We start from the raw sequence: 13619 nt of genomic DNA, 5'->3' as shown, positions 1-13619 counted from the left end.
GTGTGCCTCCACAAAACTGCGATGTCATCGTTCGAAGGAATCGGAAAGGGAAGCGCGCATCCGGGCCCTGCGCCCATACCTGGCGGAGAGCGCTGCTGCTGTCGACGCTGCCAAAAGAATCGTACGGTACACGGCGCTGCCGGAAAGACTGCGTCACGATCCTGGACTGAGGCCACCGGGCCTTGATGGCCCCGCGAATGGCCACGTCGCTCGATCGCCCACGCATTACCGGCACGAAGGCTCTTTCAAGTTAGGTGAGCGGCAGGAAAATTCAAGCACGACCGGGTATGCCGATTGTTTCAAGCGGCGGTCCTGCGCCCGGCGTTCCGGGCCGTCGCAAGTTGGGAGCTTCGGCACGCCTGGTGAGGGGCTGTCGTGAAGCCGGAGGCGGGAGGCGGGAGGCGGGAGGCGGGAGGCGCTCTCCGGAGAGCGGATATGGGAGCGTTGAGGACTGCTTCCTGACGACCCGGGCAATTTGCCCGACGTGCCCGACAAAATTGCCCGACCTCTCACCCGAGCACTCCCACCGCTGGAGGTGGCGCCTAGAATCAGCATGAACGACAAAGAATTCCCAACCCTTGTGGAGACAAACGATGAAACGCTTCCCTCGCCGCCAGCTTCTGCTGGGATTGGCCGCCGCCCTGCTCACCTGCCATCTGCCGGCCCACGCCGACGAACAAATGGACGTCATCCACAAGCGTGGTCGGCTGAAGGTGGCGGTGTACAACAATTTCCCGCCGTATTCCGATGCGGGCAAGGGGATCGACGTGGAGCTGGGCCAGGCTCTGGCGGCCAAGCTGGGGCTGCAGGCCGATATCATCGGTTTCAAGGCTGGCGAAGACATGGGGGACGATCTGCGCAACATGGTCTGGAAAGGCCATTATCTGCGGGGCGAGCCGGCGGATGTGATGCTGCGCGTACCGGTGGATTCCGAGTTCGCCAAGGACAACGAGCAGGCCCGCATCTTTGGCGCCTACCAGCAGGAGGTGATGGGCATGGCGCGGGTGGCCAGCCGTATCCCGGCTCCCAGTGGCTCTGCGGCGGTGGCGCTGGAGGTGTTTACCCGCGAGAAGATCGGCGTCGAGGGCGACACGCTGGCCGACTCCTTCCTGGGCGGCGTGCTGCAGGGGCGGCTGCGTTCCAACATCACCCATTTCCGTTCCATCGGCGAGGCCGTCAAGGCGCTGCAGGAAGACAGCGTGGCGGCAGTGATGGCGCCGTTGGCCGAACTGGAAGGTGCCCTGGTCGGCGAGACCCGCTTTGCCCTCGAGGAGGCCAAATTGGGTGAGCTGAGCCCCAAGCGCTGGGCGATCGGCATGGCGGTGAAGGCCGACTCCGACGAGCTTGCCACGGCCCTCGGTGGCGCCCTGGCCGAATTGCAGAAGGACGGCACCGTGGCGGCCATCTTCAAGCGCCATGGTGTGACCCCGCGCACCAACTGATCCCGCCCCTCAATACTCGGACCGAAAGATGCGCACATCCATCCGACTGCTCCCAGCCCTCTGCGCCCTGGCGCTCGCGCCGGCCTTTGCTGCCGACATCGATTGGCCCAGCTACGGCCTCGACCTCAGCAACCAGCGCTACGCCACGCCGAACCAGATCGACACCGGCAACGTGGGTAAGCTCACCCGGGCGTGGGCTTACCATAGCGGCGTGAAGGCCACCTTCCAGACCACACCGATCATGGTGGATCGCACCGTCTATCTGTCGCTGCCCTTCAATGGGGTGGTCGCGCTGGATGCGACGAGCGGCAAGCAACTGTGGCGCTACGAGCACCCGCGCAAAAAGGATTACCCGCTGTGCTGCGGGCCAGCCAACCGGGGTGTGGCGGTGGCGGACGGCAAGGTCTTCATCGGCACCGTGGATGCACGGCTGGTGGCGCTGGATGCCAGGTCCGGCAAGGTGCTGTGGGACGTGGAGGTGGCCGACGCCGACAGCGCCCGGCAGGAGTCCGTCACCACCCTCACGGAGGCAGACCCGCTGCGCAAGGCCAACATCGCCGGGCAGTCCGGCGTGGGCATCGCCATGGCCCCCGTGGTGTACAAGGGCAAGGTGTTGATCGGGGTGACGGGCGTGGGTTACGGCCTGCACCTGGATTCCGACCGGGACGGTGCGCCGCTGGGGGCGGTGGTGGGCTTTGCCGGCAACTACGGCCGGCCGGGCTTTCTGGCGGCCTTCGATGCGAACACCGGCAAGCGGGTGTGGCAGTTCGACACGATTGCCCCGAGCAACTGGGAGGGTGAGTTCCGCCGTACCACGCCGGACGGTGTGGCGTTCCATAGAGACATCGAAAAGGAGCGTGCCGACCTGTCCAAATATCCCGACGCAGCGCGCTACGGCGGCGGCTCGGCGTGGTCCACGCCAGCTATCGATTCCGAGAACGGGCTGCTCTACTTCGGCACCGGCAATCCGTCGCCGCAGATGGACGGCACCTCGCGGCCCGGCGACAACCTGTACACCGTGTCGCTGGTGTGCCTGGACGTGGAGACGGGCAAGATCCGCTGGCATTACCAGCAGGTGCCCCACGACCAGTGGGGCTACGACGTGGCGAGCCCGGCGGTGCTGTTCGATTACCCTCACAACGGCAAACTCGTGCCGGCGGTGGGCCAGGCCGCCAAGATCGGCTGGTACTACATCCACAACCGCCTGACCGGTGAGTTGCTGAAGAAGTCGGACGAATTCGTCGTCCACCAGAACACCTTCACCAACCCCACGCCGGAAGGGCAGGTGATCCTGCCCGGCGTGCTGGGCGGCATCAACTGGTCGCCCACCTCGGTGGATGCCAAGCGGCTGGTGGCCTACGTGCCGGCGATCCACTGGCCGGTGAAGTACACCAAGCGTGTGATCCCCGCCACCGGGGCCAAGCCCGCGGTGGAGTACACGACGCTGGAGCCGCTGATGGACGCTCCCCGGTGGGGCGTACTGTCGGCCATCGACCTCGCCACCGGCAAGATGAAATGGCAGCACAAGACGGCCCAGCCCTTGGTCGGTGGGGTGCTGGCCACGGCGGGAAACCTCGTCTTCATGGGCGAGGGCAATGGCCGCTTCAACGCCTACGACGCCGCCAACGGGCAGACGCTTTGGAGTGACCAGCTCGACGCGGGCGTCAATGCGCCGCCCATCACCTGGCAGATCGACGGCGTGCAGTACGTGGGCGTGGCGGCGGGCGGCAACCAGATCTTCGGCTACAAGGCCGGCGACACCTTTCAGGTCTACGCCCTGAAAAAGTGAGGTCTGCCCCCGGGCCTCAGCCGATCAGCTTGAGCTTCATGGCCAGCCGGGCGAGCTCGAGGTCTGTGCGCACGCCCAGCTTGGTCTTGATCTGATAGTGCACGTTCTGCACCGTCTTCGGGCTGATGTTGAGGATGTTGCCGATCTCTTCGACGTCGAGCCCGTCGAGAAGCAGGCGCAGGATTTCGAACTCCCTGGGGGACAGTTCCTCGGCCGGATTGCTGACCCCTTCCAGCAGGGTGAGCGCCATCTCCGGGGCGATGTCCGGGCTCAGCACTTTTTCGCGCCGGGCTACCTTGTACACCGCCTGTATCAGAACGTCCGGGCTGCTGCTCTTGGTCACGTAGCCCAGCGCTCCGGCGCGGACCGCCTGGGCCGCGAAGAGCGGGTCCCGATGCATGCTGAAGACCAGGATGCAGGCTTCCGGCTGGCGCTGGAGAATGCGTCGGGTCAGCTCGATGCCGCCCATGCCGGGCAGGGACAGATCCAGGATGGTGAGATCAGGCTGGCCTTCACGGAGGATCTGCAGCGCTTCCTCGGCGGAGCTGGCTTCGGCCTCCACGCGCAGGTCGGCACGGCGCTCCAGAAGGCGGCGGTAGCCTTCGCGGACCACCGCGTGGTCATCGACGAGCAGGATTCGGATCACAGGGGCTCCTTGGTGGTGGTCTCTTCGGCGTTCGCGAGGGGGAGATGCACGCTCACCAGCGTACCCCGGTCCGGCGCCGGGGCGATGCGCAGGGAGCCGCCCAGCGCGAGCACCCGTTCCTCCATGCCCAGCCGCCCGAAGCCGCCGGGCTTGCCTGCCTGGCCGGCGTCCTCCCCGCTGCGGACCCCCTGGCCGTCGTCACGGATCTCGAGGGTCAGCCCGGCCGGCTCCCTCCGCAGGGTCACGTCCACCTGATCGGGCAGGCCGTGGCGGACGGCGTTGGTGAGGCTTTCCTGGATGATCCGGTAGAGGCTCACGTTGATGTTATCCGGCAGACCGTCGAGCTCGTCGTCGGCAGTGAGGGTGAAACGGGTCCCGCGGCTGCGCTGGTTCCAGCCGGTGATCAGCTGCTGGAGGCTGGGCACCAGCCCGAACTCCTCGAGCCCGATGGGGCGCAGGCGGTGGAGGATCTGCTGCAGGGTTTCCATCATATGGGCGACGGTCTTGACGATGGAATCCACGCACGGGCGCAGGGCCGGCACGCTCTCGTCGGCCAGCTCCCGCGCGAAGGCCGCCTCGGCGTTGAGGGACGCCAGGTACTGGCCAAACTCGTCGTGCAGTTCCCGGGCCAGGTGCTGGCGCTCCTCCTCGCGCACCGACAGCAGCCGGTGGGCGAGGCGCTGCTGGCTGTGGATGGTGCAGGCGAGGCGGTCGGCCAGGTGGTTGAAGCCTTCGGCGATGCGGTTGAGCTCGATGAGCGCGAAGCTGGGCATGCGGGCCTCGAGGTCGCCTCCCTCCATCCGGCTGAGCGTGCCGAGGATTGCCTCCGAGGGGGCCAGAGCGTTGCGAACCGGCCGATACACGAAGAAGCTGAGAAACAGGATCATCACGCTCACCGCTACCAGATTGCCCAGTTTCAGCGCCAGCTCGAGCACCTCCCGTCCATAGTTGGGTGTGACCACCAACTGCCCGCCGGTGATGCCCGGGTATTGCCCGATGCTGCCGCGGAACTCCGCATCACTGCCGACGACCCGGCGCATGAAGGCCTCCACCGGCGCGGGCAGGTCGATGGTCTCGGCAAAGCACCGGCGATGGGCGGCGTGGGTGTGGAAATCGCTCATCTCGATGCAGAAATCGATCACTTGTCCTATCGCCTTCAAGGCGGTGAAATCGAGGTTGAGCTCGGCTAGGGTGGCGTCATAGGCCGAGTAGTTGCGATTGATCTCTTCCGTAATGAGCTGGCGGATCGCCACGCCCGTACGCTGGATGTCATCATGCACGCGGTAGCGCGCCTCCAGCAGCGTCACCACCGCACCCAGCAGCAGCACGATCAGTGCGAACAGGCTGACGCGGACAAAGAGATGGCGCTTGAGGTCGAGGGGACGCAGGCGGGGGGCGGGGAACATGGCAGGGCGGTCAAATTCGATCAACCCACAGGATGCCGCAAAAACGCCGGGGAAATTGCCCGACGTGAGACCGGGGGGCAAGGCCATGCCGCTCATGCGAATGCTTCAGCGGGTATTTCATCTCAACGCCCGGCGGGACCGCTGATCGTCAGAGATCGCCGCCTCGACGTGCTCATTTACGTGATGGCGGTACGTATTGAAACCCCGGACCCGCAATCGCCAAGACAACAAAAAAGCCAACCCTCGCGGATTGGCTTTTCTGCTTGCTTGTCTTGGCTCCTCGACCTGGGCTCGAACCAGGGACCTACGGATTAACAGTCCGGAGAAGTCTCGCGGCGGATGAGGCACTCCGCCTGGATTTCCAAGGGCTTGGGCGCGCGGTAAGGCACGTTCTCAGTTGCTTGTGAGTGACCAGCGATTAACCAGATCGCAGGATTTCACCCCTGCTATGAACCGGCGAAGGGCTTCTTTATTGGTCGGTAAAACTGGCCGACTTGAGCCTCTCGCCACTCGGCCGGTGTGCTCGCCAGAATGTCCGAATAGTCGATGGCTTTGTCCGGTAAGGCACTCAGAGCCATCAACTCCTCAATCTGCACTGGGAGCAGCTTGTTATCGCACACCTTGCTCACGCAGTCGCTAACGGCTCGCCACCGGCCGATGCGTGGAGCTTGATCTTCAGTGCCTTGATGACCTTCAGAATCGTCGAGAACTCCGGGTTCCCGGCGGGTGAAAGCGCCTTGTAGAGGCCTTCACGCGTGATTCCGGTTGCTTTGGCCAGTTGGGTCATGCCCTGGGCACGGGCTATGTCATTGAGTGCAGCGCGCACAACGCTGCCATCACCCGGATCTTCTTCAAGGCAGGCGTCCAGATACATCGCCATGTCTTCTTCGGATTGCAGGTGATCAACAGGGTCCCAACGGGAAAATTGTTCGCTCATGGCTTCCATTCCTTCGCAATCTCGATCGCTCGGTTGATATCGGCGTCCTGGGTGCTCTTATCCCCTCCAGCAAGCAGCACCACGATGATCGGACCATGCTGCTGGTAGTAGAGCCGGTAACCCGGGCCATAATCGATGCGGATTTCACTGACTCCATCTCTGACCGGCTTGGTATCACCAAAGTTACCGGTTTCCGCCACGCGGCGGATTCGGGCATTAATGCGCATGACGGCGGCCCGATCCTTCAGCTTGGTGAGCCAGCGCGAGAAGGTTGTACTTTGAACGATTTCAAGCATGAGCTGAGTGTAGTCCATGGATTACACTTGAACAACTCAAACAGCCCGGCGATTCCATCGTGACTGGTGTTACCTCTGGTTCATCGAGGACGTCTTGCTCTGCAGTCACGGCACAATTCAGATGGTTCCGAGGCAGTATGCAATTACCTGTCACCCGGACCGGGACCATGATCTTCCGGTGAGAGATGTGCCAGCGATAGTGGGCACAGCGCCGGATTGCGGTGAAAGCAAGTACCAATCGCCGCAGAATGTGCGGCGATTGGTTCGTCAGCCTTGATTACGTCTTATAGCCAGCCTCGATGACTTGATAGAGAGTGGCGGCTGCTCGTTGAGCCGCAGCGTCCTGGTTGCCATCAATTGGCTCCAGCACCACGCCGTCCCGACCACTGACGTAGGCAGGACCACCAACATCGTCATCGTAGTCCGAGCCATCTTCGTTGATGGCTCGGTACTCATCCCTCGAAAGATCAGTGCCAAGCCGTTTGGCAAGGTAGAACCAAGTCCAGCACTGCTGCAGGTTCGACCGATCATAGCTTTCGATCAGCTCTCGCATGGCTTCGGTGTCGCCCTTTTGCGCTGCCATCGTCCAGTAACGCCATGCATCCTTGGGGCGGCCGAGTTGTTCGGCGAGGTCGGCAACATAAGCCGCGTCGATACCGGAGGATAAGGCGGTTCGTTGCTCGAAGAAGGCTGGATCACCAAACTGCTCTGCCATTTCGAGCAAGGCAGCTTCATGGCCAAGCGCACCGGCGGCCCGGAGGTGGTGTTCGTACTTCCCATCACGATGGAGCGTGGCCGAATATGCGTCTGCCCATTCCTTTTCGACGCCAGTGAGTACGCGGCCGTTACGCTCTTCGTTGTACCAGTACTCACTGCCGGAACTCGGTTCGTCAAAGGGATCATCCGAGGGGGCATAGATGAGAGCCAGGGCGTAGTGAGCGTCGGCGTTTCCTTTTTCGGCCGCGGCAGTCAGCCCCTCAAGCAGGACGGAGGAAGCGGGGGATGCAGGATCAATCCACGGATCAAACGCGACGTCTTCATCCTCGTCATCAAACTCGTCGAAACCATGATCAGTCACTCTATGGGTGTCGTAACGTAGATGTGCGACAAGATCCGTAATCCGTATTGCGCCTATCTCTCGCTCTGAGAGATAGGCAGGGAGTAGCCGGGCAACCTGAAGCGCCGTTTCCGGAGGGTAGTTCAGCTCAAGGCAGCGACGCCCCACCGAATCGCCGTGTGTGGCTGGACGTTGACTGGTGATGCCACCATGCGTGAAGACGTGGTCAGCACCAAAGGAGGCGTGGGATTTGAAACCCAAGGCGGCGGCCATCAGCTCGTAGAGGTGGCCACGCTTAAAGGCAGCGCCGGTTTGGACTTCCAGATACTGCTGCGCGTCGAATGCGAGTGACTTGATCGTCATGATCAACCTTTCCTGAAAACCTCATCGATCAGGGGCAGGTGCACGCGTTTAAGTCCCCGACCACGAGGCTCAAAAGAGAAGGTCTATCTGGATATGACGACTGGTGCTGTGTTGCCTGTTTTTACTCGCGTGCAAGTAGGGTGGGCACCAGCATGCATTCTAACCATCCTCTCCTGATCAGGTCCAGATGCAAGTGGTATGAGGCGACAGATAGTCAATCCGCGTGATCGCGTTTGCATCCCGCCAGAACGAGGAAGGGGCCGCAGTCGCGGCCCCTCCTACATTCATCACACCAACAGATTACCCCCGCACCAAGAACCGCCCCGTCTCCAGCCCCGGAAACCGCGCCTTCACGACCTCGAGGAACGCCAACACCTCCGGCGTCGCAGGCGACACGTGCTCATGCAGCTGTGAGCGCCCGGCGTTCTTCACGTCATGCACCTTGACCGGGTAGCCCACCTCGGTCAGCCAGGCGGCGAGCATCGCCTGCGACAGGTCTGCACCTTCCAGCCCCCACGCCCGCTGTACATAAGCGGTCAGGAAGGTCCGGATCGCGGTGCCGAGGATGCCGGTCCGGGCGGTCGCGTACACCTGCCCGGTGGGGCCGCGGAGGCGCTTTGGCTGCCCCTCGCCGGGCGCGCTGTTCGTCTTGCCCGCCGTGGTCTCTGAAGCGGCCTGTAGCGCCTGGAAGCGAGCCCGCCGCTGGTGATTGCCCGCATAGAGCCCGTAGAAGGCCTGCCATGCGGTCCAATCTGCCATGGTCTTGAGGCAATGGGCTGGCCGCACCCAGTTCCCGTCCTTGTCCTGCTCGCCTTGCCGCCAGCGGTCGAACAGCATCCGGGCAAGTTCCCCCTCCGCGGCGTTGTCCCACGGCACAGTCGCAAAGGCCAGATGCTCGACCCTGAGCGATTCGATCCGGACCATGCGGGCATCGACCGGGCGACGCTTGAAGTCGTATTCCATGTTGAGCCGCACCTCGGTATCGACGGTCTGCAGGTCCCAGTCGTTGAGCACCATCTCACCGAGCGACATCAGGGATGGGCGCTGGATGGTCTGGCCGGGCTGGCGGTTCGCGAAGAGGTCCAGCATGAAGCGGTTCTGGTTTTCCGGGCGCATCAGCTCGCGCTCCTTCTCCTCGTCACCCTCGGCGCTGTCGAGCGGCACCTTGATGCCGCCCTTGGCGACCACCGGCTCCTGGCCATCGATCGCAAGCCCGGTCAGCTGCAAGCGGGTCTTGCCCGCCACCGCCTGCCCGATCAGGTGCTTGAGCTCCGTCATCCCGGTGCCCGGCGCAATCCGGTCCACGAGGGTCTGGAAGCGCTGGCACATCGTGCCGGACAGATCGAGCGTCTCCACATCCACCAGCAGGCCATCGGTCGTCGCCGACACCGCCAGCGCGCCCGCCGGCAGCTTCCACAGGATCTCGCCAAGCACGGCCCGTGCAAAGCCCGACACCAGCGCCGCCACCGCCGGCTCCGAAATCCCGGACGGCCCAATGGCCCGATACTTCAGGTCCTCCATGTCCAGCGCCCGCTTGCCCTTGAAGCCCTGGCCGGTCTTGCCATACACGCCATTCCCCACCAGCTTCATGAACTGGTGGGGGAGGGACTTCTTGTCGAACTTCAGACGCATCGCCCGGGTGTAGATGGATCCCGACTCGAAGGGTCTGTACCCCACATCCCCGTGGGATTCCGGCGGAAACTGCATCTCCGTTGTCGGCACGAAGACATCCCCGTCTGCCTCCAGCCACAAGCTCTTGTCGGCGTCCTGCTTGGCCTTCTCGCGCCGCAAGCGCTTGGCGCTCTCTGCGAATACGGCCTCGCGGCTCTTCCACGGGATCACCACCCCGAAGCGGATCGTGATCTCCGCGCCCATCTCCAGTGCCAGCTCGATCTCCGGCGCGGTGGCCAGGGCCACGCCGGAGAGCGGGTACCACAGCCCGTACTTCTCCATCATCACCGCGAGGCACGGATACAGCGTCCCCTCCGGAAAGCGGAACTCCACCTCGGCGTAGCCCGCCACATGCCCCCGGAAGCGTTCGGGGTCACGGGTGATCTCGATCCGTTCGTAGTCGAGACTCATGATCCCCGCGAGGCTCACCACGTAGCACGCAGCCAGGTCATGGTCGAACATCCGGTGGCACGGCTGCGGCATTGGCGTTGGGCCGAACCAGTAGCACTCGTTGCGCCCGCCCATATAGACGTCGGCAAAGAAGGCCTCGAACCAGCCCCGCACCCGCGTCGGCACCCGCTGGGTCTGGGAGATTGGGCGCCCGGTGGCCTCGTTCCAGCGCCAGCGCCGGACCTTATCGAAGTTCAGGGCCACGTCCGGATGCACGCCGTCACGGCGCATGCACAACTGCGCCAGGCGCACCGAGAGGCCGCTTGCCGTCGCCGACAAGCCCTTGAGGCCCAGATAGCGGTCGCAGAACCACAGGACCCACAGCACATAGAGGACCGCGATTTCGGCGTCCCGCAGGCCGTAGGCCTTGAACACCCCAGGCAGTTCTCGCTGCAGTTTTCGCATCTGGGACTTGGGGTATCCCCTGGGCAGCCGCACCTTGGGGACACCGAGCCAGTCCCCGAGTTTCTCGAGGGGCGTACCCGGCGGCGCCAGCCGCGCCGAATCGACGATACGCACCGACAGCACGCGCGGGTCAAAGTTATCGCCCACCACGTAGCGGTAGCGGTGCTTGAGCCGCTCGGCCTGCTCCTCCTTGAGGGGCAGCTTCACCTTGACTGGGCGGGCCGTCGTCGCAAGGGTGCCATTGACCGCCTGGAGTTGAGGGCGGAACTGCTTGAAATCCCTGAAGACGGAGATATCCGCTCGCGTGAAGTGGCCCGCCAGGAACACCTCGCAAGGCCATTCATCGAAGACGCATCCGATCTCAGCCTCATCAAGCAGTTCGTTCAGCGCCTCGGCCAGCGATGGGCGACCCGGCAAGGCATCCTTACCGACGAAGTGGATGACCTTGTTGTAGCGTTTGCCGGTCGGCCCGACGACATAGAACTGGACCGACAACAGCAAGTTGCGGCCTTTCTTCCGGTACTCCCATTCGGCATCGAAGCCAATGAAAACTGGAGGTCCGAGACCCCGGCGCGCCGGCACACGCTTGCCGTCGGCAGGTATATTTCCCACCACCGGCTGTGCCATGGGAGGTAGTGGTGGCGCTTGCATATGCGTCGCCAGAAACGTGTTGAGCTTCGCTAGGTCCTCGGGCGACAACACCCCCGAAGCAGGGGGGGGCGGGAGATTCCCGCCAATTTCAGCGGGTGCGGTGGAGGACGGGGGACCTCGCTTGATCTCCGCGCTCTCCATGAGTGGTCGGAAGACGCCGTCCAGGTGAGTGAGGAGCGCTTCAAGGTTTGAGCGCGGGCCAGCAACTGGCTCATCGACGATCAGCTCCATCGCGGTGTCCATGCTCCGCTTGCGTTTGAAGCGATCCCGGTCCTTCCTGCTCTGACGAAGCGTCCAAGCATCGTCGGTTTGGTGTCAATTGCCATGTTTTATAGACCCTTTTCGGAGATTGACACCGATCGGTATCGATAGTCGGCATATGAGCCGATACTGAAACCCTCGATCGGCAGACAAAAAGAGAGCCGCCTGTCTCTGGAGGCAGGCGGCTCGCTCGGGCGTTGTTGGGCTGTTCAGCCGTTTAGTCCTTATTCGTAGTGCTCAATGCCCTCTTCGACCTCCGCCTCAGTCTCCAGGACCGTCCAGTCCGGCTCGATACGGTCATGGCTCTCCCAGCAGGGCATCAGCATTTCTACGACAGCAAGCGCTTGCTCGTAGCTGCTCGTTGGCACCCACGTAAGCATTTTGTCGCGCAGATCGAAGATTCCCACTCCCGTGACAAAGGCTTCGATTCGAACGATTTGGTCATAACGAAAACCCGTCTTCCCACCGGGGGCGTAGAAGTGTTTGGTGTTGCGATAGGCCATGGCAATCTCCTTGTAAAATGGCCGTTACTGTTCGTGGTGGCGGCACCGGCAATCGCCGGCAAGCAAAGACGGTGCTGCCCCCACACCTTCCAACAGGCGTCCTGCCTGTTAAAACTCGTCGTCGATATAGCGCCGGACCTTGGTGACGTGCCGCATTTGCAGCGGCTTCAGTTGTCGCGGAGTCTCGTGCTCATTGGCGTCGTTACGCTCGCCTGCGTACGCATCGCGATCTTCGCGGTCGTAATCCCCATTGCCGTCCTCTTCGGGCATGTAGCACGGGCCGTCGTAATAGAAGCCGTCGGGCTCCCAATCCCGCTCGTCGCCGTGGATTTCGATGGTCATGCTGGTGGTCCTCCTCGCGCCTCTGGCGCCAAGTCGATTGATGAAACGGTTGGTGTTCAACCCCGGTTTCAAGATGCGCATTGCCAGGGGGAGCCTTTAAAGGGCTGCATTCAGGTGCTCATTGAGTCGATCACTTGCCAGCGTTAGCGCGTTACGGATGCGCTCATCACCCGTTACGAGGTACCGCGATTCCGTGACCCGAACTGAGCTGTGGTTAAGGGCACGGGAGGCGTCTACGAGGGTCACGCCAGGGCATTCGAGAGCTGTCGAACAAGTCGTCCTTCTCGCATCGTGAAACGTCCGGTTCTCGATACCTGCCGCCACGAGGACTTTCTTGAATGCCTTGCGGGGCGCCGTCATCGGGCCTGAGCCGCAGTTCGCCGGGAACAGATAGGGATTACCAAGTCGACGCAGTGTTTTCAGTTCCTCATAGGCCACCATCGCCATCGGTGGCATGGGAAGGCGGATAGGGCGGTCCGCCTTGTTCGGGCCGATGTAGAGCGTGCAGCCGAGTTCATCAACGTCACAATGCTTCGCGTTGAGCAGTTCCCCGATGCGCGCTCCCAAGGCCAGCAGCATTACGAAGAGCAGGCGAACCGGAGGTGGGGCTTCCTGCAGATGCACGCCAATGACTGCTAGTTGTTCGGCCGTGTAACGCTCCCGTCGCTGGTTGTTCAGCTTCAGCTGGCGGATCGTGGCTGCCGGGTTCGCTGCAATGTCTCCGTTCCTGAACGCCCAGTTGAAGAGCGCCTTCAGGAGGGCGATCACCTGATACACCGTCCCCTTCGAGATCTTCTCGCGGCGATCGGTCGGTTCGGCGCCTTCAAGCAAAGCATCGATCAACTGCTGCAGGTGACGGCGTGTCACCTTCTTCATGACGAGCTTGCCGATCTTGCGTCGAACGTAGCGGTTAAAGACTCCGAGATCGTCTTTCCACGATTTCTTCGTGGCTTGGGCCCATGGCAGTCGACATTCCTCGAAATACTCGGCAACCGTCATTTCGCCCGCGAGGGGATTGCCTCCTGCTTCCAGCGTGGCCAAGAACTCACGGGCCTTCACAATGGCATCGAATTCAGTCATCGCACTGAGTCGGCCCAGCGTTTTGTGCGTGTGCGTGCAGGTGCTCGGCTTGATGTAACTGAGAAGCCAGGTCGGGTCCGGCCAATTCACCCGCAAGATGACTTCCTTCTGGATCTGAGAATGGACCTCGACGGGGGAACGGCGTGGAGTGCCTACTGAGGCGGACGTTGAGCCATCAACCAATGCCGTCGTCGGAGCGTTCGTCGTGAGTGCCTCCATGATTCTTGGCGACAGGATTCGAGTGTCGCCCGGCATATTCAGATCAGTGGCGTAAGGCATTTTGTGACCACGCGGCCGGCGCGTGGTCGGAGAGGACTTGA

11 protein-coding genes are annotated in these 13619 nt (G+C 62.7%); 2 read left to right on the top strand and 9 right to left on the bottom strand.

Annotation, left to right across the window (positions count from 1 at the left end; all coding sequences use genetic code 11):
• Nucleotides 1-593 precede the first annotated feature (593 nt).
• Together AC3QL2_RS03780 and AC3QL2_RS03775 are read left to right on the top strand one after the other, a co-directional pair.
• Nucleotides 594-1442 (top strand): substrate-binding periplasmic protein, encoded by an 849-nt coding sequence (locus tag AC3QL2_RS03780; RefSeq protein ID WP_493235451.1) that lies wholly within the window; start codon nucleotides 594-596, stop codon nucleotides 1440-1442.
• A 28-nt stretch (nucleotides 1443-1470) separates the two neighbouring features.
• Nucleotides 1471-3231: a pyrroloquinoline quinone-dependent dehydrogenase gene (locus AC3QL2_RS03775; protein ID WP_493235452.1), complete on the top strand. Its 1761-nt coding sequence runs from the start codon at nucleotides 1471-1473 to the stop codon at nucleotides 3229-3231.
• 16 nt (nucleotides 3232-3247) lie between these two features.
• On the opposite strand, the gene AC3QL2_RS03770 is transcribed toward AC3QL2_RS03775, so the two are convergent.
• The 9 genes from AC3QL2_RS03770 to AC3QL2_RS03730 form a co-directional block, all read right to left on the bottom strand.
• On the bottom strand, nucleotides 3248-3877 hold the full coding sequence (locus tag AC3QL2_RS03770; RefSeq protein ID WP_493235453.1) for a response regulator: 630 nt from the start codon (nucleotides 3875-3877) through the stop codon (nucleotides 3248-3250).
• Nucleotides 3874-5283 carry a sensor histidine kinase gene (locus AC3QL2_RS03765; protein ID WP_493235454.1) on the bottom strand — a complete coding sequence of 470 codons (1410 nt, stop codon included), beginning with the start codon at nucleotides 5281-5283 and terminating at the stop codon, nucleotides 3874-3876. The genes AC3QL2_RS03770 and AC3QL2_RS03765 overlap by 4 nt, the downstream gene beginning before the upstream one ends.
• 625 nt (nucleotides 5284-5908) lie before the next feature.
• Nucleotides 5909-6220, bottom strand: coding sequence for an addiction module antidote protein (locus AC3QL2_RS03760; protein WP_493235455.1), 312 nt, complete (start codon nucleotides 6218-6220; stop codon nucleotides 5909-5911).
• Nucleotides 6217-6534 (bottom strand): type II toxin-antitoxin system RelE/ParE family toxin, encoded by a 318-nt coding sequence (locus tag AC3QL2_RS03755; protein ID WP_493235456.1) that lies wholly within the window; start codon nucleotides 6532-6534, stop codon nucleotides 6217-6219. The genes AC3QL2_RS03760 and AC3QL2_RS03755 overlap by 4 nt, the downstream gene beginning before the upstream one ends.
• A 259-nt stretch (nucleotides 6535-6793) precedes the next feature.
• On the bottom strand, nucleotides 6794-7936 hold the full coding sequence (locus tag AC3QL2_RS03750) for a hypothetical protein (RefSeq protein ID WP_493235457.1): 1143 nt from the start codon (nucleotides 7934-7936) through the stop codon (nucleotides 6794-6796).
• Between the two features lie 300 nt (nucleotides 7937-8236).
• Nucleotides 8237-11356, bottom strand: coding sequence for a hypothetical protein (locus tag AC3QL2_RS03745; protein ID WP_493235458.1), 3120 nt, complete (start codon nucleotides 11354-11356; stop codon nucleotides 8237-8239).
• A 242-nt stretch (nucleotides 11357-11598) separates the two neighbouring features.
• Complete coding sequence (locus AC3QL2_RS03740) at nucleotides 11599-11877, bottom strand: hypothetical protein (RefSeq protein ID WP_493235459.1); 279 nt, start codon at nucleotides 11875-11877, stop codon at nucleotides 11599-11601.
• A gap of 108 nt (nucleotides 11878-11985) precedes the next feature.
• The gene (locus tag AC3QL2_RS03735) at nucleotides 11986-12219 is read right to left on the bottom strand and encodes a hypothetical protein (protein WP_493235460.1); all 234 of its coding nucleotides are present in this window, start codon (nucleotides 12217-12219) and stop codon (nucleotides 11986-11988) included.
• A gap of 96 nt (nucleotides 12220-12315) precedes the next feature.
• The gene (locus AC3QL2_RS03730; RefSeq protein ID WP_493235461.1) at nucleotides 12316-13578 is read right to left on the bottom strand and encodes a tyrosine-type recombinase/integrase; all 1263 of its coding nucleotides are present in this window, start codon (nucleotides 13576-13578) and stop codon (nucleotides 12316-12318) included.
• Nucleotides 13579-13619 lie beyond the last annotated feature (41 nt).

Source organism: Zoogloea sp. GW822-FHT05C07 (genome assembly GCF_058800215.1).
This window is presented reverse-complemented; position numbering and strand designations above follow the sequence as displayed.

What these genes read in the sequence shown, in the direction of transcription:
- AC3QL2_RS03780 (WP_493235451.1), top strand. Translation starts at nt 594, where the DNA reads ATGAAACGCTTCCCTCGCCGCCAGCTTCTGCTGGGATTGGCCGCCGCC.
- AC3QL2_RS03775 (WP_493235452.1), top strand. Translation starts at nt 1,471, where the DNA reads ATGCGCACATCCATCCGACTGCTCCCAGCCCTCTGCGCCCTGGCGCTC.
- AC3QL2_RS03765 (WP_493235454.1), bottom strand. Translation starts at nt 5,283, where the DNA reads ATGTTCCCCGCCCCCCGCCTGCGTCCCCTCGACCTCAAGCGCCATCTC.
- AC3QL2_RS03760 (WP_493235455.1), bottom strand. Translation starts at nt 6,220, where the DNA reads ATGAGCGAACAATTTTCCCGTTGGGACCCTGTTGATCACCTGCAATCC.
- AC3QL2_RS03755 (WP_493235456.1), bottom strand. Translation starts at nt 6,534, where the DNA reads ATGGACTACACTCAGCTCATGCTTGAAATCGTTCAAAGTACAACCTTC.
- AC3QL2_RS03750 (WP_493235457.1), bottom strand. Translation starts at nt 7,936, where the DNA reads ATGACGATCAAGTCACTCGCATTCGACGCGCAGCAGTATCTGGAAGTC.
- AC3QL2_RS03745 (WP_493235458.1), bottom strand. Translation starts at nt 11,356, where the DNA reads ATGGACACCGCGATGGAGCTGATCGTCGATGAGCCAGTTGCTGGCCCG.
- AC3QL2_RS03740 (WP_493235459.1), bottom strand. Translation starts at nt 11,877, where the DNA reads ATGGCCTATCGCAACACCAAACACTTCTACGCCCCCGGTGGGAAGACG.
- AC3QL2_RS03735 (WP_493235460.1), bottom strand. Translation starts at nt 12,219, where the DNA reads ATGACCATCGAAATCCACGGCGACGAGCGGGATTGGGAGCCCGACGGC.
- AC3QL2_RS03730 (WP_493235461.1), bottom strand. Translation starts at nt 13,578, where the DNA reads ATGCCTTACGCCACTGATCTGAATATGCCGGGCGACACTCGAATCCTG.